The 26,958-nt window shown below is 40.1% G+C and carries 26 protein-coding genes and 1 pseudogene; 19 read left to right on the forward strand and 8 right to left on the reverse strand.

From position 1 onward, the window contains the following. Positions 1-159: 159 nt before the first annotated feature. Both acpS and N6A79_RS03660 read right to left on the reverse strand, forming a co-directional pair. Complete coding sequence (gene acpS, locus N6A79_RS03655) at positions 160-579, reverse strand: holo-ACP synthase (RefSeq protein ID WP_268547037.1); 420 nt, start codon at positions 577-579, stop codon at positions 160-162. Further along, the gene (locus tag N6A79_RS03660; RefSeq protein ID WP_262079961.1) at positions 576-1,178 is read right to left on the reverse strand and encodes a DUF2062 domain-containing protein; all 603 of its coding nucleotides are present in this window, start codon (positions 1,176-1,178) and stop codon (positions 576-578) included. The genes acpS and N6A79_RS03660 overlap by 4 nt, the downstream gene beginning before the upstream one ends. Before the next feature lie 464 nt (positions 1,179-1,642). Here N6A79_RS03660 and moaB point away from each other — a divergent pair, with 464 nt between their 5' ends. The 5 genes from moaB to pqqE all read left to right on the forward strand — a co-directional run bounded on the left by moaB (position 1,643) and on the right by pqqE (position 5,886). After that, the gene (moaB, locus tag N6A79_RS03665) at positions 1,643-2,179 is read left to right on the forward strand and encodes a molybdenum cofactor biosynthesis protein B (protein ID WP_262079962.1); all 537 of its coding nucleotides are present in this window, start codon (positions 1,643-1,645) and stop codon (positions 2,177-2,179) included. Positions 2,180-2,784: 605 nt separating this feature from the next. Further along, on the forward strand, positions 2,785-3,717 hold the full coding sequence (pqqB, locus tag N6A79_RS03670) for a pyrroloquinoline quinone biosynthesis protein PqqB (RefSeq protein WP_262099326.1): 933 nt from the start codon (positions 2,785-2,787) through the stop codon (positions 3,715-3,717). After that, positions 3,714-4,478: a pyrroloquinoline-quinone synthase PqqC gene (pqqC, locus tag N6A79_RS03675; protein WP_262079964.1), complete on the forward strand. Its 765-nt coding sequence runs from the start codon at positions 3,714-3,716 to the stop codon at positions 4,476-4,478. Before pqqB ends, pqqC begins: the two co-directional genes overlap by 4 nt. An 8-nt stretch (positions 4,479-4,486) precedes the next feature. After that, positions 4,487-4,798 carry a pyrroloquinoline quinone biosynthesis peptide chaperone PqqD gene (gene pqqD, locus N6A79_RS03680; protein WP_268547038.1) on the forward strand — a complete coding sequence of 104 codons (312 nt, stop codon included), beginning with the start codon at positions 4,487-4,489 and terminating at the stop codon, positions 4,796-4,798. Next, positions 4,786-5,886, forward strand: coding sequence for a pyrroloquinoline quinone biosynthesis protein PqqE (gene pqqE, locus N6A79_RS03685; protein WP_442784272.1), 1,101 nt, complete (start codon positions 4,786-4,788; stop codon positions 5,884-5,886). The genes pqqD and pqqE overlap by 13 nt, the downstream gene beginning before the upstream one ends. 33 nt (positions 5,887-5,919) lie before the next feature. Here the strand turns inward: pqqE and N6A79_RS03690 are convergent, their stop codons facing one another. Continuing rightward, complete coding sequence (locus tag N6A79_RS03690; RefSeq protein WP_268547040.1) at positions 5,920-6,525, reverse strand: UbiX family flavin prenyltransferase; 606 nt, start codon at positions 6,523-6,525, stop codon at positions 5,920-5,922. Continuing rightward, positions 6,522-7,988: a UbiD family decarboxylase gene (locus tag N6A79_RS03695; protein WP_268547041.1), complete on the reverse strand. Its 1,467-nt coding sequence runs from the start codon at positions 7,986-7,988 to the stop codon at positions 6,522-6,524. Before N6A79_RS03695 ends, N6A79_RS03690 begins: the two co-directional genes overlap by 4 nt. A 254-nt stretch (positions 7,989-8,242) precedes the next feature. On the opposite strand from N6A79_RS03695, the gene ubiT reads away from it, so the two are divergent. The 4 genes from ubiT to N6A79_RS03715 all read left to right on the forward strand — a co-directional run bounded on the left by ubiT (position 8,243) and on the right by N6A79_RS03715 (position 11,885). Then, positions 8,243-8,749 (forward strand): ubiquinone anaerobic biosynthesis accessory factor UbiT, encoded by a 507-nt coding sequence (gene ubiT / locus N6A79_RS03700; protein WP_268547042.1) that lies wholly within the window; start codon positions 8,243-8,245, stop codon positions 8,747-8,749. Continuing rightward, positions 8,740-9,717, forward strand: a complete 978-nt coding sequence (ubiU, locus tag N6A79_RS03705; RefSeq protein WP_268547043.1) for a ubiquinone anaerobic biosynthesis protein UbiU — start codon at positions 8,740-8,742, stop codon at positions 9,715-9,717. Before ubiT ends, ubiU begins: the two co-directional genes overlap by 10 nt. Then, a complete protein-coding gene (ubiV, locus tag N6A79_RS03710; RefSeq protein ID WP_442784244.1) occupies positions 9,718-10,641 on the forward strand; it encodes a ubiquinone anaerobic biosynthesis protein UbiV in 924 nt (307 codons plus the stop codon). It abuts the gene before it with no gap. A 98-nt stretch (positions 10,642-10,739) separates the two neighbouring features. Next, positions 10,740-11,885, forward strand: coding sequence for an NnrS family protein (locus N6A79_RS03715; protein ID WP_268547044.1), 1,146 nt, complete (start codon positions 10,740-10,742; stop codon positions 11,883-11,885). 27 nt (positions 11,886-11,912) lie between these two features. Here the strand turns inward: N6A79_RS03715 and N6A79_RS03725 are convergent. Beyond that, positions 11,913-12,853, reverse strand: a pseudogene (locus tag N6A79_RS03725) (STM4504/CBY_0614 family protein). Between the two features lie 139 nt (positions 12,854-12,992). Further along, entirely contained in the window at positions 12,993-15,371 is a 2,379-nt protein-coding gene (locus N6A79_RS03730) for a membrane-bound PQQ-dependent dehydrogenase, glucose/quinate/shikimate family (protein WP_268547047.1), read from the reverse strand. Positions 15,372-15,636: 265 nt separating this feature from the next. Here N6A79_RS03730 and N6A79_RS15855 point away from each other — a divergent pair, with 265 nt between their 5' ends. The 10 genes from N6A79_RS15855 to N6A79_RS03775 all read left to right on the forward strand — a co-directional run bounded on the left by N6A79_RS15855 (position 15,637) and on the right by N6A79_RS03775 (position 24,084). Next, positions 15,637-15,843 carry a DUF805 domain-containing protein gene (locus N6A79_RS15855; protein WP_442784245.1) on the forward strand — a complete coding sequence of 69 codons (207 nt, stop codon included), beginning with the start codon at positions 15,637-15,639 and terminating at the stop codon, positions 15,841-15,843. Beyond that, a complete protein-coding gene (locus tag N6A79_RS03735; protein ID WP_442784246.1) occupies positions 15,809-16,177 on the forward strand; it encodes a DUF805 domain-containing protein in 369 nt (122 codons plus the stop codon). The genes N6A79_RS15855 and N6A79_RS03735 overlap by 35 nt, the downstream gene beginning before the upstream one ends. A gap of 61 nt (positions 16,178-16,238) precedes the next feature. Further along, positions 16,239-16,778 (forward strand): SMI1/KNR4 family protein, encoded by a 540-nt coding sequence (locus N6A79_RS03740; RefSeq protein WP_268547049.1) that lies wholly within the window; start codon positions 16,239-16,241, stop codon positions 16,776-16,778. 15 nt (positions 16,779-16,793) lie between these two features. Continuing rightward, positions 16,794-17,315, forward strand: coding sequence for a DUF805 domain-containing protein (locus N6A79_RS03745; protein WP_268547050.1), 522 nt, complete (start codon positions 16,794-16,796; stop codon positions 17,313-17,315). Positions 17,316-17,808: 493 nt separating this feature from the next. Then, on the forward strand, positions 17,809-18,582 hold the full coding sequence (locus tag N6A79_RS03750) for a hypothetical protein (RefSeq protein WP_268547051.1): 774 nt from the start codon (positions 17,809-17,811) through the stop codon (positions 18,580-18,582). Continuing rightward, the gene (locus N6A79_RS03755; RefSeq protein WP_268547052.1) at positions 18,575-19,858 is read left to right on the forward strand and encodes a hypothetical protein; all 1,284 of its coding nucleotides are present in this window, start codon (positions 18,575-18,577) and stop codon (positions 19,856-19,858) included. The genes N6A79_RS03750 and N6A79_RS03755 overlap by 8 nt, the downstream gene beginning before the upstream one ends. Further along, a complete protein-coding gene (locus tag N6A79_RS03760) occupies positions 19,845-20,801 on the forward strand; it encodes an AAA family ATPase (protein WP_268547053.1) in 957 nt (318 codons plus the stop codon). Before N6A79_RS03755 ends, N6A79_RS03760 begins: the two co-directional genes overlap by 14 nt. Beyond that, positions 20,802-22,115, forward strand: coding sequence for a DUF58 domain-containing protein (locus N6A79_RS03765; protein WP_268547054.1), 1,314 nt, complete (start codon positions 20,802-20,804; stop codon positions 22,113-22,115). It begins immediately after the preceding gene. Beyond that, on the forward strand, positions 22,112-23,203 hold the full coding sequence (locus tag N6A79_RS03770; protein WP_268547055.1) for a stage II sporulation protein M: 1,092 nt from the start codon (positions 22,112-22,114) through the stop codon (positions 23,201-23,203). Before N6A79_RS03765 ends, N6A79_RS03770 begins: the two co-directional genes overlap by 4 nt. Then, complete coding sequence (locus N6A79_RS03775) at positions 23,200-24,084, forward strand: RDD family protein (protein ID WP_268547056.1); 885 nt, start codon at positions 23,200-23,202, stop codon at positions 24,082-24,084. Before N6A79_RS03770 ends, N6A79_RS03775 begins: the two co-directional genes overlap by 4 nt. Positions 24,085-24,273: 189 nt before the next feature. On the opposite strand, the gene leuA is transcribed toward N6A79_RS03775, so the two are convergent. Then, positions 24,274-25,962, reverse strand: coding sequence for a 2-isopropylmalate synthase (leuA, locus tag N6A79_RS03780; RefSeq protein WP_182418978.1), 1,689 nt, complete (start codon positions 25,960-25,962; stop codon positions 24,274-24,276). A 292-nt stretch (positions 25,963-26,254) separates the two neighbouring features. Further along, the gene (locus N6A79_RS03785; protein WP_262079988.1) at positions 26,255-26,833 is read right to left on the reverse strand and encodes an NUDIX domain-containing protein; all 579 of its coding nucleotides are present in this window, start codon (positions 26,831-26,833) and stop codon (positions 26,255-26,257) included. Positions 26,834-26,958: the final 125 nt, after the last annotated feature.

The raw sequence follows: 26,958 nt of genomic DNA on the forward strand, positions 1-26,958 counted from the left end.
TATACCAATAAAGCATTTCATATACCTTGAAAAAGTCGAATGCTTAGCTGTCAATCACACATGATTTTTAATAAAATAATTTTATTTTCAACTAATGTTATTTTTGTTGGTTTAGCATGTAATGCAGAGTAAATTAAGTTAAAAAAGTTATAAATTTTTTTAACTTTTTATATTGCTATCAGTCAAAGGAACCGCCTCAATTATTACAAATGCTTGAGCCCAAGGGAAGTCGTCGGTTATAGTAAGGTGTATCACCGCTTCATGGCCTGCTGGTAGAAGTTTTTGTAAAAAATTTGTTGCATTTCCAGTTAAGTTAATTGTTGGCTTACCAGATGGCAGGTTAATAACACACATGTCTTTCCACCACACTCCGCGTGATATGCCAGTACCAAGGGCTTTGGCGCAGGCTTCCTTGGCGGCAAAGCGCTTGGCATATGATGCAATGCGTTGTTTACGCCCTTCAGATTTTTTCTGCTCAATATCGGTGAAAACACGGTTTATAAAACGCTGTCCATGGCGTTCTAAAACTTTTTCCACCCGTCTTATGTCAATAATATCATTCCCGATACCGATAATCATGGCAAGTAATCCTCTGGAAACGCCTTTATCTCATCAAAGCCTGTCATTTGCTTTGCACGTATTTTATCAGCACGGCGCTCTGCTTGTCTTTTACGGAAACGAAATGTTAGCCAATAAACCGCAGTATAACTTAATGTTGCACAAATAGCACCAATTAATGCCGAGCCTACCAAAAGCTGGATAAAAACATCCCATAATTCGATGAAATTCCATGTTCTTAAATGGTGTGAAAATTCTTCAAAAGACAGTGCAACATCATTGCCGCTTGCTTGCATTACCATGCGTCCTACAGCATAGGTTGACGCAAAAAAAGCAGGAATAAAAGGTGTTGCAAAGGCTGTACCAATAGCTGCGGCTGGAATATTCGCTTTTAATATCCATGCAAAAATTATAGCAATAAAAATATGCAAGCCGATAAATGGTGTGCATGAGGAGTAAATACCGATTGCAAATCCCAATGCAATTGCGTGGGGTGAACCTGAGAAACGCAAAATGCGTTTGCCAAAATAACGAAAAGAACGGTTAAATGAGCGGCGCGGCCAAACGGATAGGCGCACTCGTTCACGAAGATTTGCTGGATAACGACGGCGAAACAGCATCTTCTTTATTCTTCACCAAATTTGTGGTTTGAAATTATAAACAATTTAAATCCAATTTTTCAATTTTTAAAACAATGAAGTGCGACATTTTTAAATAACCTTTTATACCAAAATTAACCTTTAATACGAATTGTCAATTTTGTAGCCAATAGACAAAGTTAGCTCAAATTATTGGTAGCAAGGCGGTTATGCGAGTCGAACATATTGTAAGTAATGCTTCACTAGCATAAAGTTTGGTCTTTTATAAGAGGTTTTATAATAGCTCGATTTTTCAGTTCTATGAACACATTTATAATGCCCTTTGAATATATAGATTATAAGATTAAAATTACAATTGGTAGAAATCTTAAGCTTAAGGCGCGATAGATGGATAGATGATGAGAATGTGTCATTTAGACATTTTATGAAAGAACTGCTATTTAAGCGATATTTATATGTGTTGTTAAATTTTAGAAAGCCTCATCATGAGTACTTGGATAGATGAAACCTTAAGCTTTACGCCCCTTACTATTGCAGTCCTCACTATTTCTGATACACGCAAACCGTTAGATGACCGCTCTGGTGATATCTTAGTGGAAAATTTGCAAAAATCTGGTCATGTTTTGGCAGAGCGGGCAATTGTTCGCGATGAAATTGATGATATTAGAGCGCAGGTTACAAAATGGGCGATGGATGATTCCATTCAAATCATCATCACAACTGGCGGTACAGGTTTTACAGGCCGTGATATAACACCAGAAGCAATCGAGCCTTTATTCGATAAGCGAATGGATGGTTTTTCAACCCTTTTTCATATGGTTTCTTTTGGTACTATTGGCAGTGTTACCGTGCAGTCACGAGCTGTTGCTGGTTTAATTAATGCAACTTTTGTTTTTTGTTTGCCCGGCTCACCCGGTGCTTGTAAAGATGCGTGGAAAGGCATATTGCAAGGCCAGCTTGATAGCCGCCAAAAGCCAAGTAATTTTGTGGATTTGATGCCAAGGTTGAAAGAGCATCTCTAAAACGTCAATATGGCCTAATTCGACTACATGGTCATTGAAGCTAAATAGTCAAGCTGATATTAATATGGCCTTATTTAACATAGATATTTGCTCCTTACGCCATATGTCATCATGCGAACAATGATTTATATCTTAGCAATAGCATAATGATGGCTTTTTAATGCTATTTTATAGCTGCCATACAGTGTGTTTCATTGTAGGATCTTATTCATTTGTATTGTTAAAAAATAGCGCCTTTTTATAACTCTTTAAAACTAATAGTAAAATTAAGTTGAAACGAGATATTTTTAATGACGCGATAATAAAAAACTGTCATATTCCTTGCGAATGGCAGATGCCGCGATTTGCGGCATTCATGCTGATGATCAATATTTTCCACCAGAAAAGGAGATTTTTATGAAAAAAGCATGGGCAAAGCCAACTATGTGCCAAGTTGCAGCCGGTATGGAAATTTCGCGTTATTTACCTGCACAGGTAGCAACAAAGCGCTAATTGCTTTGTATTTTATAGTGATATGGATGTTGGCGCTTTCTCTTAAATTTTGTGGACGCGCCAACATTTTTTTTAATAGTTTATACGTTATTTATGTTTAATTGGATTTTTTAATGTTTTTTAAAATTATTGGCTCGGCTGCTGGCGGCGGTTTTCCGCAATGGAATTGTAATTATCCATTAAGCCGCAATGCTCGCACAAAAAATGCCAATTATTTGCCGCGTACTCAATCAAGCCTTATCGCATCTAGTGATCAAAAGCGGTGGGTGCTGTTTAATGCTTCCCCAGATTTGCGCCAACAAATTAATCAAACACCAGAATTACATCCCCATGCTGATGGTGAATTACGCAATTCGCCTATTGCTGCGGTTGTTTTAACCAATGCCGATGTTGATCATATTGCTGGCTTGTTAACCTTGCGTGAACGCCAGCCTTTTGTGCTTTATGCGACAAAACGGGTTATGACTGTTTTAAACGAAAACCCGATCTTTAATGTGCTGGATCGTGATATTGTACAGAGAAAAGTTTTACCCAATAGTGGTCTAGTTACGTTGCATGATTGTGAGGGAAAATCCCTTAACGTAGAAATTGAAATATTTTCGGTTCCTGGAAAAGTAGCACTGTTTATGGAAGACCCAATGCAGCTCAATTTTGGCTCGCAAGAGGGTGATACGGTTGCTTTGAAAATCTATGAGAAGGACAGTGATAACAGTCTTTTATATATTCCAGGGGCGGCAAGTGTCACCAATCTTATGAAGATGAAGGCTGGTAAAGCTGATATTTTACTGTTTGATGGCACGCTTTATCAAGATGATGAAATGGTAAAGGCAGGGCTTGGGCCTAAAACAGGTGCAAGAATGGGTCATATTTCTATGAGTGGTGAATTGGGCTCTATTGCTGTGTGGCAGGATGTTGCAATAAAGCGCAAAATTTTTGTTCATATTAATAATAGTAATCCGGTGCTAGATGCATCATCGCCTGAGCGTGCTTTGGTAGAAAAGGCCGGTTGGGAAATTGCTTTTGACGGAATGGAGTTAGCCCTATGACTGATTATCATGATATTGCACAAAACGGCCTTAGCGAGAGTGAATTAGAAGCGGTTTTACGCCAAATTGGCCATGAGCGTTATCACATTAATCACCCACATCACCATTATATGATGGCGGGAAATATGTCTAAACTTGAATTGCAAGCTTGGGCCTTAAATCGCTATTGCTATCAGGCCGCTATTCCGCGCAAAGATGCAGCTATTTTAATGCGTTCTAATGATCCTGAGTTTCGTGCCGAATGGCGTAGTCGCATTGAAGATCACGATGGTACGAATGGTAAAGATGGTGGCATATCACGCTGGTTAAAATTAGCAACTGGTCTTGGTCTTGACGAAGAGGTGGTTAAAAGCCAAAGGCAGGCTTTAGCTGCCACGAAATTTGCCGTTGGTGCATATATTGAGTTTTGCCGTGATAAAACCCTGCTTGAAGCGGTAGCGTCTTCCTTAACCGAGCTTTTCTCGCCATTGATTATATCAGAGCGCGTTCCTGGCATGCTCGCCAAATATTCTTTCATCAGTGAAGAAACCTTGGCCTATTTTAAGCCGCGTTTGACACAAGCGCCAAAAGATTCTGATTTTGCTTTAGCTTATGTAAAAAAGCATGCCAATACGCCAGAAAAACAGCAGCAAGTAATTGACGCATTGTTGTTTAAAACTGATATCCTATGGGCGATGTTAGATGCATTACAACATGCCTATGGTGAAAAAGGCCATATTCCGCCCGGTGCTTTTACAGGTGTGTTTACTGGGGAACTTTAGGCATATAAATGTTACATGTTCTAGCGGAAGTTAAAAAGTCAAGGCAAGTTGTAAATGCAATGAGTAAGCCGCAATTAATGGCACATGTTCGCATGCGCTATGATCCCGTAAGGGAGGCGCTGGCCTTGTTGTCACCAGAAAAAATCCTTTGGCCTGATGAAATTGCTTTAGAAATTTTAAATCTGTGCAATGGTAAAAATACCGTGTCTGACATTACAACCAAATTGGCAAATCAATATGAAGCGCCATTGGATGAAGTAATAGCCGATGTCATAGAATTTTTACAAAGCTGGTCGGATCAGTTATTATTGAAATTATGAATCAGACAATTTTACCACCGATCAGCATGTTGGCGGAGTTGACCTATCGTTGTCCGCTACAATGCCCTTATTGTTCCAACCCTTTAGAATTGATGAAAGCTGATCGTGAATGCGATACAGATCGTTGGACTGCGTTATTTAATGAAGCAGCCGATATGGGGTTATTACAAGTGCATCTTTCTGGTGGTGAGCCAACCTTGCGTAAGGATTTACCGCAATTGGTGGCAGCACTCAAAGCTCGCGATATTTATAGCAATTTGATAACTGCTGGGGTAGGCGGTGCAGAAAAGCAATTGCCAGCCTTAGTTGAAGCTGGGCTTGACCATGTTCAGCTTTCGGTACAAGGCACCGATAGCGCAACCACCGAGCTCATCGGCCATTTAAAAGGTGGTTTTGAGCAAAAAATGAAAACGGCACAAAAAGTGCGCAAATTGCAATTGCCTTTAACTATCAATGCTCCCATTCATCGCCATAATATCGATCAATTAGATGATTATGTAAAACTTGCTTTAAGACTTGGTGCGGAACGGCTGGAAATTGCCAATGTACAATATTCCGGTTGGGCGCTGCTTAATCGTGGTGCATTAATGCCAAAACGCGAAGATTTTGAACGACAAATGGATATGGTCGCTCATTTACGTGAGGCTTTGCGTGGTATTTTAAATATAGATTATGTTATTCCTGATTATTTTGCCGATTATCCCAAGCCCTGCATGGGCGGTTGGGCAAGAGATGCTTTTGTGGCAACGCCTGATTGTACTATTTTGCCTTGCCATGCGGCAATGACGATTAAGACCTTGCAATTTGATCAATTTGGCGAAAAGTCTTTAAACGATATTTGGCTTCATTCATCCGCTTTTAATGCTTATCGCGGCGATGATTGGATGAGCGAGCCTTGCCGCTCTTGCGAACGCAAAGAGTTAGATTATGGCGGCTGTCGCTGCCAAGCCCTTGCCCTTGCTGGTAATGCTAATGAGATTGATCCAGCCTGTATTCGCTCGCCTTTACATCAACAAATGGTAGAGTTGGGTCTAAAAGCATCGCAAAGCAATGACGAATTACAATATCGCCGCATTGGTGTTTTTTAGCCAAAATAGCTGCGCATGGTGATGGTTTAAATCTTATTCATCAAACCATTCTTTTGCCTTTGCATGGATTGATATATTGGTAAGACTTATTGCGCGTAAGGCAAGGTCATTAACAATATCATCAATGGTTTGTGGCTTGTGGTAAAAAGCTGGTACTGGTGGCATGACAATTCCACCCATTTCAGTCACTTGCACCATATTGCGCAAATGACCAAGATGAAGCGGCGTTTCGCGCGCCAATAAGATGAGCCGCCGCCGTTCTTTTAAATGAACATCTGCCGCCCGAATAATGAGATTGTCTGCGAGACCATTGGCGATAGCCGCTAGGCTGTGCATCGAGCAGGGAGCAATGATCATTGCGGCAGTTTTAAATGAGCCGCTAGCGATGCTTGCCCCAATATTGTGGTACTCATGAAAAATTATATTGCTCTTACAATTGGTTTGTAATTGCTTATATTTTTGCAAATTTTCTTTTGAAACTTCGGTTTTTATTGTTCTTTGTGCAGATGGAGAAACAACGACGTGCAAATCAATATGCTTTTCGGCATGAAGATAATCAATAATTTTTAAACCAATAGCGGCACCTGATGCACCAGTGATTGCAACGACAATGCGGATGTTTTGAGGTTCATTCATCATAGACCAAGATCTTTCCAATAGGCATCAACTTTTGACTTTACCTCATCGGGCATTTTTAAAACTTTGCCCCATTCGCGGGTGGTTTCGCCTTTAACCTTATTGGTGGCATCTAAGGCCATTTTGCCGCCAAGCCCTTCCATTGGTGACGCAAAGTCCAAATAATCAATCGGCATATTGTCTAAAATAGTGGTATCACGGCTTGGATCAAATCGGGTGGATAAAGCCCAAATTACATCATCCCAATTGCGAATATCAATATCAGGATCAACGGCAATCATCAGCTTGGTGTAATTAAATTGCGGCAACATGCCCCAAAGCCCAAGCATTACACGTTTGGCTTGGCCTGCATAACGTTTATCAATGGCAACAATAATTGCGCGATAGGAGCAGGCTTCTGGTGGTAGCCAAATATCGGTAATTTCAGGAAATTGCTTTTTTACCAATGGAACGAATAATTGGTTGAGGGCTTCACCTATGCGCGAGGGTTCATCGGGCGGTCTGCCTGTATAGGTGGAAAGGTAAATGGGGCTTTCGCGCATGGTAATGGCGGTAATTTCCATAATAGGAAAAGGTTCAACTGCATTATAGTAACCAGTATGATCGCCATAAGGCCCTTCATTTGCGGTATTCTTATGCGATACATAACCTTCAATAATAATCTCAGCTTGCGCTGGTACCATTAAGGGTACAGTTTTAGCTTGCACAAGATCCGTTGGGCTTTTGCGTAAAAGTCCGGAAAATGCAACCTCACTCATGGTTTCAGGTAAGGGCATAACCGCAGATAAAATAAGCGCAGGGTCAGCGCCAATGATAATGGCAACCGGCATATCGCGTTGTCGCTTTTGCCATTTGTGATGGTGCTTGGCGCCGCCGCGATGCGCAAGCCAACGCATGATAAGATGGCTATTGTCGAGTTTTTGTAGGCGATAAACTCCAAGATTAACATCATTGCGATTATCAGGATCAACAGTCATTACCAAAGGCCAAGTTACCAAAGGGGCGGGCTCATCTGGCCAGCAGGTCTGAATTGGCAAAACTCCCAAATTAACATCATCACCAGTTAATATAATTTCTTGGCAGGGAGCACTTCGCTTGGTTTTGGTGCGCATGGAAAGGACAGAACGCGCCATTGGCAATTTTTTCCAAAGATCGGAAAGTGAAGAAATACCACTAGGCTCGCGCAAATCCGATAGGCTTTGACCAAGATCAGGTAGGGATTTTTCTTCAATGCCAAGGCCTAGTGCCACGCGCTCTACCGTGCCAAATAGGTTGGTGAGGACTGGGATTTTTGAAATGACACCATGTTCATTTATTGGTTTTTCAAACAATAGAGCAGGGCCATGCTTTTCCAAAACACGTTTATGGATTTCGGTCATTTCATGTCGAATTGAAACTGGACGCTTGATGCGTTTTAACAAATTGCGCGACTCAAGAAGCTTTATAAAGGCGTTTAAGTCATGCACGGGCTTTTTCCTGATGGGGCAAAATTAGCTGCATAAACATAAACGGCACCAATATAGGCATTAGAAAAATAATTCGCTTAAGTTGCTGCTTTAGAAAAACTTTTAAATTTGAAACGGTTTTCATCAAAAAAAATCCACTTCTTGCACTGGCGCTTGAGATATATTCATGGTATCTGCGACATAATGACGCAATTTTGTGCGACACTATGTCGCGAAGCGCCACATGTCAAATGATTTGCGAAAAGAGGTTTGCTATGCAGCTTGCACCACCACTTAAAAATGCCATTTCACATCTGCCATTACCGCTTTTAAGCCTGCCAGCGCGTTTAGCTTTTTCGCAAATTTTGCTTGTCCACCCCAAATTATTTGATCGCCTTGGCGAACATGCCAGCAAAAATTTTGCTTTCATTTTAACCGATATGCCTTTGGTGTTTGTGGTCAACCCGCAACAAAAATCGATTAAACTTTTCAAAGACCGCAAAGATATTAAGGCCGACGCTGAAGTTGAGGGGCCGCTTGGCCTGTTGCTTGCTTTGGCCGAAGGGCGGCTTGATGCTGACGCGTTGTTTTTTTCGCGCGATGTAATGATTACTGGCGATATGGAAGCAATGCTTGCTTTGCGTAATGCCCTTGATGACAATGAAATAGATTTACCGCATGATTTGTCACTATTAAGTGGCCCTTTGGCCCCAATTACCGAAAAAGTGGCTAAGCATTTACGCCGCCATTTTTTAAAAGAGGAGCCAAAGCAATGGAATTAATATGTCCTGCAGGTACGCCATCTGCCTTTATTGAAGCGGTAGATGCGGGTGCCGATTGCGTTTATTGTGGCTTTCGCGATGAAACTAATGCCCGTAATTTTCCGGGTTTAAATTTTTCTCGTGAAGAATTATCTGATGCAATCGCTTATGCACGTAAGAAAAATGTTCAAACATTTGTGGCTTTAAACACTTTTATGCGTGCTGGCAGCGAAGATATTTGGTTTAGCGGCGTTGATGATGCAGTAGAAATTGGTGCTAATGCATTAATATTAGCTGATATTGGCCTGCTTGATTATGCAACACGTGAGCATCCACAACAACGCCTCCATGTTTCGGTGCAGGCTTCCGCCTCCAATGTTGATGCTATTGCTTTCCTTGTTTCATCATTTAACGCTAAGCGTGTTGTTTTGCCACGCACCTTGACAATTAGCGATATTGCCAAACTTGCTAAACAAATTGATTGCGAAATTGAAGTTTTTGCCTTTGGCGGTCTTTGCGTGATGGCGGAAGGACGTTGTTCATTGTCATCTTACGCCGCAGGAAAATCACCCAATATGAATGGTGTTTGTTCACCTGCAAGTCATGTGCGTTATGAGCGAGATGGTGATGCAATGCTATCTATTTTAGGGGACTACACAATAAACCGTTTTGAACGTGGCGAAGCTGCTGGCTACCCAACGCTTTGCAAAGGGCGTTTCGCCATTGCCAATGAACCAGGCTATGCCTTTGAAGACCCGATTTCATTAGATGTGATGGATCATCTTGACGCTTTGCGCGATGCTGGCGTCAGTGCGTTAAAAATTGAAGGACGCCAACGCGGCAAAGCCTATGTGGCGCAAGTCGTTGCTACATTAAAAGCCGCATTGCAAACCGATAGCGATAGTCGTGGTCAATATTTATCAAAATTACGTGCATTAAGTGAGGGGCAACAAACCACCTCAGGTGCTTATGAAAAACGGTGGAGATAAATGATGAAAAATAGACAAATATCATTATCCATGGGACCAGTTTATTATTTATGGGATGCTGATAAATGGTGCGATTTTTATTATCGTATCGCCGATGAAGCGCCAATCACTTCGGTGAGTATTGGCGAAAGCATTTGTTCTAAACGTTTGCATTTTACCGATAAGCTTATTGATAAAGTCGCTGATCGGCTTCAAAAAGCTGGAAAAAAAGTGATTTACAGCACCCTTGCTATGGTAACGCTTGAGCGTGAACGCAAAGACGTTAAAAAAGTGCTTGCTCGTAATGATTGTGTTTTTGAAGTCAATGACCTTGGAACGGTTAATTTATTAAATGATCATCAGCATATTATTAGCCCATTGCTTAATGTTTATAATGCGCCCACAGCTCGCTTTTTAGCAAGCCGCGGAGCAAAACGCATTTGTTTGCCGCCAGAATTGCCCTTTCAATCAATAAAAACGATTGTTGAAAAAACCAAAGATGTCACTGATATTGAAGTTTTTGCTTTTGGCCGGCTTCCTTTGGCTATCTCTGCCCGTTGCGCTCATGCCCGCTCGAAAGGTCATATTAAGGACAATTGTCAATTTGTCTGCGGTGAAGATCCCAATGGATTGCCAATCCGCACCCTTGATGGCAAAGATTTTTTAAGCCTTAATGGTATTCAAACCATGTCACATAATTGCCAAGCTTTAACTTATGAAATGCAATCGCTTATTGATATTGGCGTTCGTCATTTTCGCTTGTCGCCACAAGATTGTGATATGGTTGCAATCGCGCATTTGTTTAATGATCTCATTGCTGGGCAATTATCGGCTGAGGAAGCAACACAAAAAATTGCAGATCACTGTGGTGATATGCCTTTGGCTAATGGCTTTATTCATGGTTTGGAAGGTGCGCGATTTGTTGAGCGCGCTATTGTTTTATAACAATATTAGTTAAGATTTAAAGATTAAAACTGGTTATCAGCATAGCTATTGAAGCGGTGCTGATAGCTTTATGACAAATCTTTTGGGATGAAGGTTTTATGAAAAAATCCTTTGCCTACCAGCCTTTTTTTACCTTTGGCGTACTTTGGGGAGCGTTGCATTTTCTGTTCTGGCTACCATTTCTTGGCAGTGAAGTGGATTTAACTGGCAGTTATACTCCTTTTTTTTGGCATGCCCATGAAATGCTTTTTGGATTTGGCGCCGCTATTCTAGCTGGTTTTTTGCTAACGGTTGTTCCCAATTGGACCGGTGAATTGCCTTTTTCGTCAAGGCTTATAAGATTGCTATTTACCCTTTGGTTGCTAGGGCGCGTTGCTATGATTTTGGCAAGTGTTTTACCTGCATTTTTGGTCAGTCTATTAGATAGTATATTTTTACCAAGCGTTGCTATGTGCTTAACAATTCCAGTTATTAAAGCAAAAAAGTGGCGAGATTTCAAAGTCCTTATCGGGCTATTTATAATTATGATTGCCAATATTACCTTTCATTATCAAATAATAAAAAATGGTGATGTTCTCGTTTTTTGCAAGCTTGCTGTGGCAGCTTTTACGGTGTTGATTATTATTGTGGGTGGTCGCATGATCCCTGCTTATATGCGTCTTGCATTTCAAGGCTGCGGCAGGGGCGAGGGGCCACCCAAACATGGTTTAATCGATAGTGCCACCATTTTTGTAAGCGTAATAGCTCTAGGGCTTTGGGTCAGTGATTATTGCTTTTTAGCGCAATTTTATTTTGGTTTGGCTGCTGCTATGCTTAATATTATACGCCTCGTGCGGTGGCAAATTTTAAGACCACCTTACCCAATTTTAGTCTTCTTATTAGTGCTTGGTTACGCATTTATAATCATTGCATTTTTGTCTATAACATTGGCGGGATTTGCAATTTTACCATCACTCTTTCCAATTCACATTATCACTATAGGCGCTATGGCAATATCGATGCTAGCGGTGATGATACGCCTTTGCTTGCGATACCAGTTTAAAAAAGCATCAGTCAATCGACTGGTTTTTGCGCCATTTATTTTGCTTACCTTTGCGGTTTTTTTGCGCGCATTGGCTGATATTTATAGCGAGCAAGCAATGACGCTTTATTATGCTTCAGCTATTTTGTTTTGTTGTGGGTTATTATTTTATTGCCTTAAAAATTTTGTTTTTCAAAAAAGAATAATAATTCTGCATGACTAAAGTTTTAAAGCATGGATTATGCACAAATCAGTTACCAATGGCCTTTTCTGCATTGATAAGAAAAACAATGGTCGATGCAGTCATATGTAATATGTAGCTTGCAATATAATCTGGAATTTCAATTGGATTTGCACCTTGACCATGGCCTGCTAATTTATTGCGGCCAGTTGGTACGCTACTTTCTAATAATCCTTGTAAGTGGCTCATACTATTTTGCCAAAAATTAGGGATCAGTCCATTTTTAAACAAATATCGATAAGCTGTCTGGAAGCATCATTTTTATCAAATGACCATTGGTGTTTGGTGCAAATTATCTTCATGGTGCTTTCAAATGCTTTTAAACATTCAATTAAAGTTGCGGAATATTCGTTATTTTTATAATGTTCAAAGGCTGCAAGAAATTCATTGTTTGCACCGCTATAATCTGTGTCACTTAAAAGGTTTAAAGCAGGTTTGACTGCTTCTTGATGTAATAATTCAGAGTCTACGCGAATTATACGACCATTTATAAATTGATAACCGACGCTGTTTTCTTTGAAGCGATGGTTTAGCTCAACGATGAGATCTTTAAAATTGGATTCTAGGATTTGCTCATGCCAGCCAAATTCTTTATTATCAAAACATTTTGTAAAAAAGCCAAACACCAGCTCAATGGCATCAAGGCATTTTTCTATATCTTTTTCAGTGCTAATAAATTTAATTAGCGTATCATCATTATCATTGTGATAGATGCCACCAACAAGCTGTGTAAGCCCATATTCACGGCTAAGCTGTTTGACGATCAATATAAAAATTTGTTTCGCTTCATATTTGTATCGAGAATTCACATTGCTCAAAGACAAAAGATCATTTAAGATATGGCAAATTTGCACTCGCATTTTTTCAGGCAGTTCATCATATTGATAAACATCACTAACCTCGCCTCTTAAAGCTTTTTGCCTTTTTGAAAATAAGTTGAAAATTGCCATTTTAAATGTTCCCCATGCAATAATTTTATTAAATTATTGCATGGGGTTTTAAAAGTAAATAATTTCTATTTTTACTATATTGTAAATAAAAAAAAAGGCCGCGTTAGCAGCCTTTCATTGTTAAGTATTTGCTATAAACTTAGTCTTTTAGCTTATAGGCAATGACATAATCGCCGCGTTTGGCATTTTGGCGAGCGCCACCAGCAGTAATAACAATATATTGCTTACCTGTTTTAGGCGAAACATAAGTCATTGGCCCACCTTGGCTACCAACTGGCAAACGATCTTTCCATACCTCTTTACCGGTGCGGCTATCAAAGGCGCGCAAATAGAAATCTTGGGTGCCAGCAAAGAAAACAAGGCCAGATTGGGTTGATAATGATGGCCCAAGGGTCGGCATACCAATTGGTACGGGAACACCAAGTGCCATATTCATTGGGCCGGTGTCTTGCACTGTGCCAACTGGAACTTGCCAAACGATTTTGCGGGTTTTCAAGTCAACGGCAGACATTGTTCCAAAAGGTGGCTTTTGGCATGGAACACCTAAGGGTGACAAGAAGCGCATGCGCATTGCACCAAAAGGTGTGCCGTCCATTGGCACAATACCCATTTCAATGCCTGAAGCATTGGCTGGAATGTCTTTGCGCTCAACAAGGTAATTAGCAAGTCCTAGGCGCATATCATTGATAAACACATAGCCAAGGGTTGGGTCGTAAGAAACTGATCCCCAATTCATGCCACCCAAAGAGCCTGGCATTTGCAAGGATAAATCAAGACCAGGTGGTGTGAATACACCTTCATGGCGCAATGATTTAAATTTGATGCGGCAAAGTACCTTATCAAATGGGGTTGCACCCCACATGTCGGCTTCGGTTAGTGTATCATTACCAAAAGCCGGCATGCCGACAGAATAGGGCTGTGTTGGCGAATAGCGTTCACCCTTAACCACGCCTTGTGGTACAGGCTTTTCTTCAACCTTTGAAATTGGCTCGCCAGTCTCGCGGTTAAGTAAGAAAATCATGCCTTGCTTGGTTACTTGAAATAGGGCAGGGACAATATTGCCTTTATCATCAGGTGCATCAAGCAATACGGGCTGGGCTGGCGTATCAAAATCCCAAATGTCGTGATGCACAAATTGATAATGCCAACGCACTTTACCGGTTTTTACGTCAAGTGCTACAACTGAAGATGAGTATTTATCATCAAGCTCATTACGATATCCTGCCCAAAAGTCAGGAGTTGAATTGCCGGTTGGCAAATAAACAAGGCCAAGCTTTGGATCATAGGACATTGCTGCCCACACATTTGGCGTACCGCGTGTATAGGTTTGACCTTCTGGTGGCACTGTAGTGATTTCAGGATTACCTGGATCCCAAGCCCAAACAAGCTTGCCATCATGTACAGAATAAGCACGAACAACCCCTGGTGGTTCGTCAGTTGAGAAGTTATCAGCAACGCGGCCACCAACAATAACAAGATCGCCGGCTAGAAGTGGGGTTGATGTTTGCTGATAATAGCCAGGCTTTACCTCGCCCATGCCAATTTTTAAATCAACAATACCTTTGTCGCCAAATGGTTCGCAGGCTTTACCTGTGTCGGCATTAATGCCGATAAGACGCGCGTCACCAGTTGGTAAAAATAGGCGGCGTAAACATTTATCGCCATTTTCATCTGCTGCCACTATATTGGCATCGGTTTCTTCAAAATAGGCAAGACCACGGCACCGTTGCCATGTCGGCGCGGAACCTTTGGGGTCAAACGTCCATTTTTCTTTACCTGTATCAATGTCAAAAGCTAAAACCTTACCATAAGGTGTGCAAACATAAAGGTTTACACCAATTTGTAATGGTGTGTTCTGGTCTTCTGCGCCAGCACCGGTGCTTATGGCAATGTCACCAGTATGGGCTGTCCATGCAACTTCTAAACGGTTAACATTTTCCGGAGTGATTTGGTCAAGCGCAGCAAAGCGGCTACCATAATCATCATTACCCCAATGTTTCCAATCCTTTTGCTGGTTTTCTGCTGTAACAGGTACAGGGGCAGGCGCAACTTGGGTATTATAAATAACATTTTTAGGGCTGAAAGATGCATAAATTGTTGCACTTAGGCCAAGAAGCGTTAGCAAGGCAAAGAAATAAGAACCTTTACTTGCAACACGACCCTGCGCGCGCATGAGCGGGCGATAGGCCAGCAATACAAGAAATAAAGCAACACCAAGCGGGAATAGGTCTGGAAAATTCTGCCAATAATTAAGGCCTGATTCTAAATAAGACCAGATGGCGGTTGCAATAAAGATAAGGACAAATATCCAAACGCTAAGGGGGCGAAGCTTTATCATTAATAGCCCGCTTACTAAAAGCGCAATGCCAAGAGCAAGATAATAACCAGTGGTGCTTCCTAAAAAAAGAAGGTAACTACCGGCTATGGTGAAGTAAATACCAGCCAACAATACCAGAATACTGAGACAATAAATCAGTATTCTGGGTAATGTGCCCAGTGTTTTATAATTATGAAGCATTAAAATCTCACCGTTAAAATTTTAAGGGATTGGACCAATATGAGGTCATCTATCTAAAATAAAGTGTCAATTAATTCAAAACACATATATTTGTGTTGATGATTTTTATGGTAAAGGATTTACAAGCTTTAAGGAAATATATTATTTTGTTTTTATGTGTAACACACAGAAAATATTGAATTTTATTATTATTCTATTCTGTAATAAATCTAAATTATAGTGCATGAACAATGTCATTATTAGAATGGAAATAAGGTAACTATGAATGAATCCCTTTGCTGCAATTAAAACGGTTTTGGTTACAAAGCTTTTTAATTATTCTGGTCGTGCGTCGCGTGCAGAATTTTGGTGGTATATCCTGTTTGTTTTACTCATTGTTTGGCTATATAAAAAAATCGATCGATCTATGTTCTCTTCACCAATTAGGGGGGGAGCCATTGGCGCGCGCAGATTGGTTAAAACCAGAGCTTAGCCTTAACGATCTTAGCGGTTTTATTTTAGGAGTGATGTTAATAATCCCCTTTTTGTCGGTAACAGTGCGGCGTTTACATGATAGAAATATGACTGGTTGGTGGGGTTTATTATTTGTTGCTGTTTATTTACGCCTTAACATTCCTTTTTTTTCTGCATTTCTGCCTTCTTTATATTTACCAGAAGACCACTGGATTTCTGCAGTGAATGTTATAATGTTTTCTATTAGTGCTTACCTATTATTTAATACTTTAGCTAAAAATGGGACCAAAGGACCTAATCGGTTTGGATCTGATCCTGCGCCGCTTAAAATAGATACCGAAGTATTTTCTTGAAAATAAATATAAATTTAAAAATGAATATATTCGATAAAAATATAAGTAACAGGATCATAAAATGAAAATTGAAAAATTTTACGGTGTCAGATTAAAGCAATGTGGTGTTCCTGTTGATGATAGTGATATTTTTAACGAAATAAATTGCACATTTAATGGATCAGATTTGTTTTATGAATTTTATAAAACTTATAACGGAGGATATGCAAATAAACAGACTATTTACGTAGATTTTCCGATAACTCTAAGGTATTTTTTTTATGTTAAAAAACCTTTTGATAAATTACACTTCACTATTCAAACAAAAACAAATTTTTTTAAGAGTGATGCTATAGGTCAACAGTTTTTAGTAAATGCCATTATTATTTCTCAAGATAGTGGAGGAAATCCAATTTACATTGATTCAAATACAGGACAGGTATTTTATACTCCAACAGATGTTGGTGAGGACATTGAAGATTTTGAAAAATATTTTTTGGCTGAAAATTTTGGTAATTTTTTAAAAAAACTTGATTACCAATCCAACTTCGCGATTAAAGAGGGGCTGCCAAATATTGACTATTATAAAAAATATGAAAACTGGTGGGATGAGTTGCTGTAAAAAAAGGGGGGGCTAATGGGGTTTTGGCAAGCCGTGAGGACAGCAATTTTTAAAAAATATCTAAAATTTTCTGGGCGTGCATCACGGTCTGAATTTTGGTGGTTCATGTTGTTTTATGTACTATGCTATATTTTTATTTTTGCCTTACAATGCTTAGCTTCATGGTTGGAATTCGCTCATAGCGATTTCATTGGTTTAGGTTGGTTTATAGTAAATAATGTATTTTTGCTTGTGTTATTTTTCCCCCGTATTGGAATAACTGTACGGCGTTTGCACGATCTTAATTTTTCTGGTTGGTGGAGCCTTATATTAGTTGGACTAGCTATAACCATATGGATGCGGTTTTTGACCGAGCTATTCACTCCAGATTTTTTAGATTTGTATAGAGTAACCGATTTTATAAATATCTATAAAGTTGCTTTTAGTATATTGACCTTTATTCTGCTTATTGTTTTAATTAAAAAAGGGGACAGTGGTCCTAATAAATATGGAGAAAATCCTGTTCGCGTAAAGGTCGATCTAAGTGTATTCTCATGATAATGATAGAAAATGTAGGATTAATATATTTATATATGTGAATAAATAAGTTTTTTCTATGGATATAGGCTGTTTTACGATAATAAATGCGCTATGGAATAAGTGTTTTAGTTGTAATATTTGGTAATAATGTCAATAGTATAGAATTAATATTATTTAATCCAATTGGCTTCCTATAAATAGCTGTCATTTAAATGTAAGGGATATAAATGGGGGGGAGCAATAAAGGCGGTGTTGTTTGAAAGATATGCCAATTTTTCTAGTCGCTCATATCTATCAGAATTTTGGTGGTGATATTATTTTATAATATTGTTTCATTTGTTTTTAACGCATTGAAGAAATATTATCACTTGTAAATACAAGTGCTGCGGGTCTTATTTTTCTTATTGTTTTGTTTGGCATGCTTATTTTGAAGGGGACCAAAAGTGTCAATAATTATGGTGAATATCCAACTGGACCATATAATTTACAAGACATATAAGTGTGATTATTAATGATAAAGACTGAAAAGGCATTAGGTTTTCTTATTTTGTGTGTTTTGGTAATTGGTATCACAATTGCCAAAGGACAGAATGTTGCCCGTTCACATACTTCTTCTAATCCATCGCAAGGCATAAGTACTGAAAATCAAGTTAATCAACGTCAATATATTGAAGAGTGTGAAAAATATAAATTTGATTGCAAAATAAGTTATGGACATGATGAGATAAAGCCCGAAGAACAGCAGACACAATCGCAACCGGAGCAAAAAAGTCGAACAGTAAGCAACCGTTCGTCAACGCCAATTTTAATCGGTCCAACTTCAGTTTTTACTGTTTTGGTGATTATTGTTGTTGTTATTCTGCTTTGGCTACGCTTTGGCGGCTCCGGTGTTTTGTTGAATAATTCCCCTAAAGATATAAAGCCGCAAGGCGAGATACCTGAAAGTTGGGGAAATGCAAGCAATATTGTTTCAAGCGCGCCTAATGATATTCTATCAGGAATTTTAGCTATTGATGACAAACGCGTAGCGATGATAGAATTATTGCGGATGTGCCTTTTGCATGGAGCTGGTCTTAGTTCTACACGGCTTGCACGCTCTGACACTGAGCGGACCATCTTTCGCCGTCTTCCCCAATTATTGCCGCAACGTGATGAGTTGGAGCTTTTGTTGAAAACAACGGAACTTGTGCATTATGGTGGGCAAGAAATAACGTCAGACCAATTTGACGAGTTGATCAGCAAAGCCAGAATTTTTTTAAATATAAGGAAGATGGCTAATGCGTAAAATTTTCGTTGTAGTCATTCTCATTGCTTTATTTTTATTGGCTTTATTTTTGTTTACATCACAATGGCGCAATAAGCCTTATGAGCTTTCAGCTTTAGGAAATAAAGGGCTTGAGCTTGTGTTAAAAGCAAAGGATATCCAAACAACAAGCTTTGATAAATATAAAACCTATTTGGACACGCAATTTGATTTTCGTATTCTTTCAACTGATGCAATCATATTTCCATATTTAAATGGTCATTATCAGCTTCCATATTTTACTGATGCGCGCCGTAAGCTAGCGCAAACCTTAAAAAACAAGGTTATTGAATTAGATACAATGGTTGTGTTGCCTAAATGGGATAAAAGAGTAAGCGAAAACCTTAAAGCTGATAATAATTTTTTACTGTTGTTACCCAATGTCAAGTGGGTCATGGACACGCTTGATTATGGTGGTATTCAATTGGATCGTTCTTTGAATAGCTTTACGCGCGAAAATATTAAAACCATCAGCGGCCAAATGCGAAAAGTTGAGCTTTATGATGCGCAGTTTTTTTTCCGCGGTACTCTTCCTGATGAATGTGAGGAATTGCTTGGCATAAAGGCTGGCGCATTATTAATTTATTGTTCTGGTGATTATTCCACTTACTTCCTATCAGATCCTGATTTATTCAATAATCATGGGCTTGCACTTGGTAATAATAGAGACATAGCTGTTGATATGATCAATGATATGTTGGCTGAATTAGATGCAAAGTCCGTTTTTCTCGATGTAAATGAAAGACTATTTTCCAACCAAGCCCATGAAGAGGTTAAGCCTCAGCCATACAAACGCGATGCTAGCGATTTTGCTCGCCTTTTTGAATATCCCTTGTCGACTATTTGGGCTGCAATTTTAATGATTACCATCATTTGCCTATGGCGCGGCGCTTTTCGTTTTGGCCCGCCATTAAAAGATGCAAATGACAATATTGAAATATCAAAAACAGCAGCAGTAAGTGCTATGGCAAGATTGCTGCGCCTCTCGGGCAATGATGGACAAATGGTCGCACAATTTGTGCAAAATAGTTTGTTGGATAGGGCGGTACAAGCTTTTGGCGAAAGTGGTGGTAATCAAGCGGGGATTGATCGTTTCATACAACGGCTCGCTCAAAAGGATAAAATTTTGGCAGAAAAATTTGCTTCCTTGGCTCGTTCTTTAATGCTGCTTGGACCAATAATGAGGCATCACGAGTTACACAAAAATTTAGAAGATTTTCGCGAATTACTAAGGAGAGTAGACCTTGAATCTCGATGAACTCCATAATTTGGTTGCGTCTATACGCGATGAAATCAACAAATATGTGCAGGGGCAAGATGCGCTGATTGATCTTGTGTTGACGGCAATTTTTGCACGGGGGCACTGCCTTGTTGAAGGGCCTCCTGGGACAGCTAAAACCTTGCTTGCGCGTTGTGTTTCAAGTGTTATGGATATGCAATATAGACGTATTCAATTTACGCCAGATTTGATGCCAAGCGATGTGCTTGGTATTAATTTGTTTAATTTTGAAACCAATAAGTTTCATTTGACCAAGGGACCTATTTTTACAGATATTCTTTTGGCTGATGAAATTAACCGTGCACCGCCAAAGACACAGTCAGCATTATTGCAAGCTATGAACGAACGTGTGGTAACCATTGATGGTAGCGATTATTCCCTTGGTGATAATTTCTTTGTGCTAGCTACCCAAAATCCTATTGAGCAACATGGAACATATCCCCTGCCAGAAGCGCAGCTTGACCGCTTTCTTTTCAAGTTGGTTGTTGATTTTCCAGATCGTGAAACAGAAATTGCCATTTTAACCGCTCATAGCTCTAAAGCTATACATGAAGATACCAATAAACCACAATTAAAACAAATTCTTACTGCCGATCTTATAAAAAGCGCTTATGCCCTTCTTGATAATATTCGGTTGGATGAGACCATTCTTGTTTATATTGTTGACCTTGTTCGTGCTACGCGCTCGGATGGTGATATATTATATGGTGCGTCAACCCGTGCCGCCGATGCTATTGCGTCGGCTGTTCGTGTCCGTGCCGCATTTGAAGGACGCAATTATGCAATTCCAGATGATGTACAAGCTTTGTTTATTCCAGCGCTTCGCCATCGTATTGTGCTTTCACCTGCGGCAGAAATTGACGGGAAAGCAGCCGAAGATGTTCTAACTAATATTATTAACCGTGTGGATGCCCCCCGATAGATGCGCCCTTCAATTCACCTCATCACCCTTGTTTTAGGTCTTACTGTTGCAACTATTATCGTTGCCTTTTGGTTTTCAAGTCTTAGCTGGCTTTTACCGTTTTTCTGGGCAGTCTTAATGGGTGTTTTGGTTATAGATGCGTTGGTATCGCTACCACCAAAGCGTATTGGTTTAATTGCGGATTTACCTAAACAGGGATTTGTTGGGCAAGATATTGAGCTTGTTGCGCAAATTTTTGTGCAAAAAGATGTGTTGCCCAAGGATCTGGTTATGCGCCTTGATCTGCCATTGGTGCTGGTTGGTAAGCCAGAATTTAACCTTGCTTATGAACAAGGAGCAAAGGAAACGGCATCGCGCGCCAAGCTTTTGCCTACCAAACGTGGCGAGTTTAAAATACCTGCTCTTTGGTTGAAGTGGTCGTCAAAATTGTCTTTGCTGGAGTTTCTTATTTCCTTTCCAATCAATAAGACAATAGATATTGTTCCTGATATTTCTCCTGTTTTGTCAGGGGCAATCTATACCCAAATCTATCCTTTAGCCGGGGGACAAAAGGATATGAAAACACGTGGTGATGGTAGTGAATTTCACCAGTTGCGTGAATTTAGTGCGGGCATGGATCCTCGTAGTATTGATTGGAAACGTTCGGCACGAACGAGAAGTCTCATTGTACGCGAAACGCGGATTGAACGAAATCATCAGATCGTCTTATGCATTGATAGTGGGCGCTTAATGGCCGAGCAATTGGCAACTGTTTCCAAACTTGATTGTGCTATAAACTCAGCTTTGGCGATGTGTTGGGCATCGGGCATTGCGGGGGATAATGTTGGATTTTATAGTTTTGATAGCAGACCGCGTATTTTTATTCCGCCAACTCCTGGGCGCAATGCCTTCAGTCGCATTCAAAAAACATGTGCTCAAATGCAATATGAAACACAGGAAACTAATCATACCCTTGGTCTCACACAATTGGCAACAAAGTTAAAAAAGCGCTCATTAGTAATTATTTTTTCCGATTTTGTTGATACGATAACTGCTGAATTAATGATTGAAAATATGCAGGTTTTGACCCGTCAGCATCTGGTTGTTTATGTAGCAATGAAGGACCCAATTCTTGATAAAATGACGAAGCCAGAGGTTTTAGGATTAGAGCCGATTGCGCGAGCAGTGTCGGCTCATAATATTATTGAAGAACGGCGCGCAGTTTTGGAAAAGTTAAATAGGATGGGGGTGTTGTGTCTTGATAGTGCGCCTGAATTGCTGACCACTAACTTGATATCACGCTATATCGATATTAAATTGCGGGGAATGATATGAGTGGGGCTAATTACGGTCATGAATTCACTTTTTCAAGCAATGTTAACCGCGATGATGCAATTATTGTCACGGAGCAGGGTAATTTGCGTTCATCGCGCTTTCGCTTGGAGCGTGAAAAATATTGGCTGCGGCTTGATGAATTGATAAAGCGTGCTGAAAAAAATGGTATTTCAAGCTTTAGCTATCAAGAAACCAATGAACTTACCGACACCTATCGCCAAGCTGTTAATTCTTTAAGTGTTGCGCGTGACATTTCTCTTGATTTAGCTTTGATTGAGTATTTGGAAAGTCTTTGTTCTCGTGCCTACCTTGTGGTCTATGCACCGCAAGAAAGCTTGCGAGGTGTTATCAGTCGGCTTTTTGTTTCTGGTATTCCCCAAGCCGTAAGGCGTTCAGCCTTGCCTTTATTTGTTGGCTTTTTGGCGCTTATATTGGGAGCTGTGGTTGGTTTCCAGCTTTTTAATCAAGACACATCTTGGTTTTATAGCTTGGTTCCATCCAGCGTCTTTGACGATAGAACGCCAGAAGCTAGTGCAGAGCAGCTTCTTAAATCTATTTATAGCGATAAAGAAAATTTTGTTGATAAGTTAACCGATTTTGCTGCAGATTTGTTCTCTCATAATACTCAAATTGCAATATTCATATTTGCATTGGGTATTTTTTTAGCTGTTCCAAGTTTTTTGCTGACATTTTATAATGGTTTAATCCTTGGTGCGTTTTTTGGCATGCATGTGCAAAAGGGAGTAGGCTATGATATTTTTGCTTGGCTTTCTATTCACGGCGTTACGGAACTTGCTGCGATAGCAATTGCTTGTGCTGGTGGTGCGCGCTTGGGATTAGCAGTTTTATTACCGGGATTGCGTACGCGCAAAGATGCATTAAAGCATCAATCACGTGATGCGGTAAAGTTAGTTATTCTTGCAGCTATCATGCTCATAGTTGCTGCCTTTTTAGAAGGATTTATGCGTCAGACGGTCCAGTCTGCGGAAATTCGATTATTAATTGGTTGGGGAATGGGCGGCTTTTGGTTTACTTGGTTATTATTGAGCGGGCGTGAAAAGCCTATAAAAGGCGGTAGTAGGAGATGAGTAAAAAAGAGCGAATTAATCCTCGTCTTTGGAAATTTGTACCACCTGAGGGCGTACCCATCCATTTTACTGTTGCAACAATTGGTAGCCGTTTTGGCGCTCAAGCTATTGATTTATTATTGACGTATGTTTTAATCTTTATCATGTTTCGGGTTTTAATGCTAACCGATGTTATTGGTTGGACGGCAGCTTCTACTTTGATAACCTTGACATTTTTTTTAATACGAACACCCTATTATATTTTTTCTGAACTTATTTGGAATGGTCGAACTTTAGGTAAAAGATTTTTAAAAATTAGGGTTATCAATATCAATGGACGACGTTTAACACCGCACCAAATCACCGCTCGAAATCTCATGAAAGAAGTCGAGATTTTTACGCCAGTAATATTAATGCTTAATATTGGGCATTTACCAGTCTGGGGCAAAATTCTCACATTAGTTTGGACTGCTATTATTGTTATTGTGCCATTGTCTAATCGCCGCCGTCAAAGATTAGGGGATATTATTGCAGGAACATTGGTCGTTGAAAATCCGACGTCGGTTTTAATGCCTGATCTTGTCGTAAGCAGTGGTGGTTTAAAAAGTAAAAGCTCTATATTTAGCTTTTTACCCGAGCAATTAGACATTTATGGTCGCCATGAATTGCAAACATTAGAAGCAATTTTGCGCGATGGTAATTTATCGCAAATGGATAGTCAGATAAAATTAGTAGCAAAGACCATTATGCAAAAAATTAATTTTCAAGAAATATTGCAACCCGGGCAAGAACGTCTGTTTCTTACAGAGTTTTATAAAGTGCAACGGGAGCATCTTGAAAAATTGCGTCTATTTGGCACATTACGTGAAAACAAGTTTCATACTACTGAAACCAAGAATTAAAGCCTTTTGTTTTTTTCCTAGAGCGCATTTCGGTCTGATTAGATCAGATCGGCGCTCTAATTCATTGTTTACACCGCGTTTTTTGTCCGAAAACCGCTTCACACTTTTCGGAAAACGCTTTAATAAAAATGCCCATTTAAATCTTAAGACTTAAATGGGCATATGATATTTGTACGTTATATGTTGAAGCTATGCGATGCGGTTTGCAGCGGCTAAAATGGCTGCTAGTGAGGCACTTGTAATATTGTCATCAATGGCAACACCAAAGACATGACCATCAGGATAGGCAATCTCCATATAGCAAATGGCGGTTGCATCAGAGCCTTGCTGCATGGAATGCTCAGAATAATCAATAACCGAAAGCTTCTTACCAATATAGTTGGATAGCGCATTGATAAAGCCATCAACAACACCATTGCCTTTGCCTTCAATGCTTTTTACAACGCCATTATCGGTTATATCGGCCGTTACAATGCGGCGGTTGCGATCAACCGGATCTGGGCGGCTTTCATGGTCAATATATCCAAAGCGCGCATTTTCACCTGAGGTATAGGTCTTAATAAACTCATCATAAATACGCTGCGATTGAAGCTCTTTACCCTCAATATCCGTAATTCTTTGAATAACATCACGGAATTCCACCTGCAATTTGCGTGGCAAGTTTAAACCGTAATCTTGATTTAGAATATAAGCAATACCACCTTTGCCCGATTGTGAGTTGATACGTATAATTGCTTCATAAGAGCGGCCAACGTCTTGCGGATCAATTGGCAAATAAGGCACTTCCCAGATTGGCGAGTTGGCTGATTTTATTATTTTCATGCCTTTATTGATGGCATCTTGATGCGAACCGGAAAAGGCGGTGTAAACCAATTCACCAACATAAGGGTGGCGTTCAGGAATACGCAATTGGTTGGAATATTCGTAAACTTCCTTCATGCGCTCAATGTTAGAGCAGTCAAGCATTGGGTCAACGCCTTGAGTAAACATATTTAAGGCAAGGGTAACAATATCAACATTGCCAGTACGTTCACCATTACCAAACAAAGTACCTTCAACGCGGTCTGCGCCAGCCATCAAGCCAAGTTCTGCAGCTGCAATACCGCAACCGCGATCATTATGGGGATGCAATGAAATAATGACACTGTCGCGGCGATCGATATTGCGGCACATCCATTCAATCTGGTCGGCGTAAATATTGGGCGAAGACATCTCAACCGTTGATGGTAAGTTCAAAATCATTTTCTTCTCAGGTGTCGGATTAATGATTTCAATAACAGCATTGGATATTTCTAGTGCAACTTCAAGCTCTGTGCCAGTAAAGCTTTCTGGCGAATATTGAAATTGGAAGTCATTGCCAGCTTTTGCTGCCATGTCGCTAATCATTTTTGCAGCATCGGTCGCAATTTGCTTGATGCCAGCAACATCTTTGCCAAAAACAACGCGGCGTTGCAACTCGCTGGTTGAATTATAAAAATGGACAATCGGATGATTGGCGCCTTCCAAGGCTTCAAAGGTACGGGTGATTAATTCTGGTCGGCATTGCACTAATACTTGCATGCTGAGATAGTCTGGCATGTTGCCGTGCTCAATACACCAGCGGGCAAACTCAAAATCAGTTTGCGAGGCTGATGGAAAACCTACTTCAATTTCAGTAAACCCCATATCAACGAGCAAACGGAACATACGTTCTTTGCGATCTTGCCCCATTGGGTCAATCAAAGCCTGATTGCCATCGCGCAAATCAACCGAACACCAGATAGGAGCATGTTCAATTGTTTTATCAGGCCAAGTACGGTCCTTTAAACCAACTTGTGGATATGCTTGATATTTTTGGTCAGCATTGACCATGCCTTTTTTTGCAGCAGTATAAGTCATAATATCACTCTTCATTACGAACTAATGTTAAAACAGAAAATAATGGAAAAAGAGGCATTTTGCCGTTTTGGCATAAATCGGCTGCCGGGCGCCTCTCAGCGAACCCGACAACCGCTAATAAGGCCGAGTAGAAGTGCATTTGTAATGCTTACTAAAGAAAAGCTGCTGAAATATGCAGTCGCGCAAAACCCTTGCTTGGCAGCAAAGCTTTTATTTCTGAAAATGGCGCGATCAATTGTTTTCATCTGTTCGATACTACATATTTTATTCAAGCCCGCAAGAGAAAAAGCGACTAACAAAACTTTTGTTTACATAAATTCAAAAGTAGGATTGTTTTTAGATCGATAATTTCTTCATTTTCAACCATGGTTAAAGCTTTTTCTAATGGCATTTCTACCACTTCAATGTCTTCGCCTTCACTATAAAGGCCGCCGCCTGCACCGATGCGGTCGCCTGCATCATAGGTGGCGATAAAAAGATATAATTCTTCTGATGAGTAGCCTGGGCTAGAAAAGCCACGTCCAATTCGGGTGAGTTGATGGAAACGATAGCCTAGTTCTTCTTCGCCTTCACGCATAATGGCTATTTCCGGCGTTTCCCCTTCATCAATAATGCCAGCGCAAGCTTCCAACATCATTGGGTTTTCGCCATTCAAAAAGGCAGGAAAACGCAGCTGACGGGTCAATAGAACAGTTTGTCTGATAGGATCATAGGGGACAATGGCACTCGCGGGACCACGGCAATAAACCTCACGTTTTTGTTCGCTCCATTCACCGCTGCGGCGCTGGAACTCAAAATCAAAGCAGGATAATCTGGTCCATCCGGCTGATAGAATTTTTTCTGCAATATTGCGGATTCTATTAAATTCCATGACAGGCACTCCAGTTACAACGCATCTCATTTAGTTTCGCACATCAAGCGACTATATGCTAGTTAAATTAATTTAAAAAAACTTATCTCTATCGGTTAACCCACTGAATATTTGTCTTTTTTATG

The sequence above is a fragment of the Bartonella sp. HY761 genome (assembly GCF_026743145.1).
Taxonomy (GTDB): domain Bacteria; phylum Pseudomonadota; class Alphaproteobacteria; order Rhizobiales; family Rhizobiaceae; genus HY038.

Bases quoted from the DNA above. Each gene is read 5' to 3' on its own strand.
- N6A79_RS03715 (WP_268547044.1), top strand. From the start codon at position 10,740: ATGAAAAAATCCTTTGCCTACCAGCCTTTTTTTACCTTTGGCGTACTT.
- moaB (WP_262079962.1), top strand. From the start codon at position 1,643: ATGAGTACTTGGATAGATGAAACCTTAAGCTTTACGCCCCTTACTATT.
- pqqC (WP_262079964.1), top strand. From the start codon at position 3,714: ATGACTGATTATCATGATATTGCACAAAACGGCCTTAGCGAGAGTGAA.
- N6A79_RS03750 (WP_268547051.1), top strand. From the start codon at position 17,809: ATGATAAAGACTGAAAAGGCATTAGGTTTTCTTATTTTGTGTGTTTTG.
- leuA (WP_182418978.1), bottom strand. From the start codon at position 25,962: ATGACTTATACTGCTGCAAAAAAAGGCATGGTCAATGCTGACCAAAAA.
- N6A79_RS03660 (WP_262079961.1), bottom strand. From the start codon at position 1,178: ATGCTGTTTCGCCGTCGTTATCCAGCAAATCTTCGTGAACGAGTGCGC.
- N6A79_RS03740 (WP_268547049.1), top strand. From the start codon at position 16,239: ATGAAAATTGAAAAATTTTACGGTGTCAGATTAAAGCAATGTGGTGTT.
- N6A79_RS03690 (WP_268547040.1), bottom strand. From the start codon at position 6,525: ATGATGAATGAACCTCAAAACATCCGCATTGTCGTTGCAATCACTGGT.
- ubiU (WP_268547043.1), top strand. From the start codon at position 8,740: ATGGAATTAATATGTCCTGCAGGTACGCCATCTGCCTTTATTGAAGCG.
- N6A79_RS03745 (WP_268547050.1), top strand. From the start codon at position 16,794: ATGGGGTTTTGGCAAGCCGTGAGGACAGCAATTTTTAAAAAATATCTA.
- N6A79_RS03785 (WP_262079988.1), bottom strand. From the start codon at position 26,833: ATGGAATTTAATAGAATCCGCAATATTGCAGAAAAAATTCTATCAGCC.
- pqqD (WP_268547038.1), top strand. From the start codon at position 4,487: ATGTTACATGTTCTAGCGGAAGTTAAAAAGTCAAGGCAAGTTGTAAAT.
- N6A79_RS03730 (WP_268547047.1), bottom strand. From the start codon at position 15,371: ATGCTTCATAATTATAAAACACTGGGCACATTACCCAGAATACTGATT.
- N6A79_RS03770 (WP_268547055.1), top strand. From the start codon at position 22,112: ATGAGTGGGGCTAATTACGGTCATGAATTCACTTTTTCAAGCAATGTT.
- ubiT (WP_268547042.1), top strand. From the start codon at position 8,243: ATGCAGCTTGCACCACCACTTAAAAATGCCATTTCACATCTGCCATTA.
- pqqB (WP_262099326.1), top strand. From the start codon at position 2,785: ATGTTTTTTAAAATTATTGGCTCGGCTGCTGGCGGCGGTTTTCCGCAA.
- N6A79_RS03765 (WP_268547054.1), top strand. From the start codon at position 20,802: ATGCGCCCTTCAATTCACCTCATCACCCTTGTTTTAGGTCTTACTGTT.
- N6A79_RS15855 (WP_442784245.1), top strand. From the start codon at position 15,637: ATGAATCCCTTTGCTGCAATTAAAACGGTTTTGGTTACAAAGCTTTTT.
- acpS (WP_268547037.1), bottom strand. From the start codon at position 579: ATGATTATCGGTATCGGGAATGATATTATTGACATAAGACGGGTGGAA.
- ubiV (WP_442784244.1), top strand. From the start codon at position 9,718: ATGATGAAAAATAGACAAATATCATTATCCATGGGACCAGTTTATTAT.
- N6A79_RS03755 (WP_268547052.1), top strand. From the start codon at position 18,575: ATGCGTAAAATTTTCGTTGTAGTCATTCTCATTGCTTTATTTTTATTG.
- N6A79_RS03775 (WP_268547056.1), top strand. From the start codon at position 23,200: ATGAGTAAAAAAGAGCGAATTAATCCTCGTCTTTGGAAATTTGTACCA.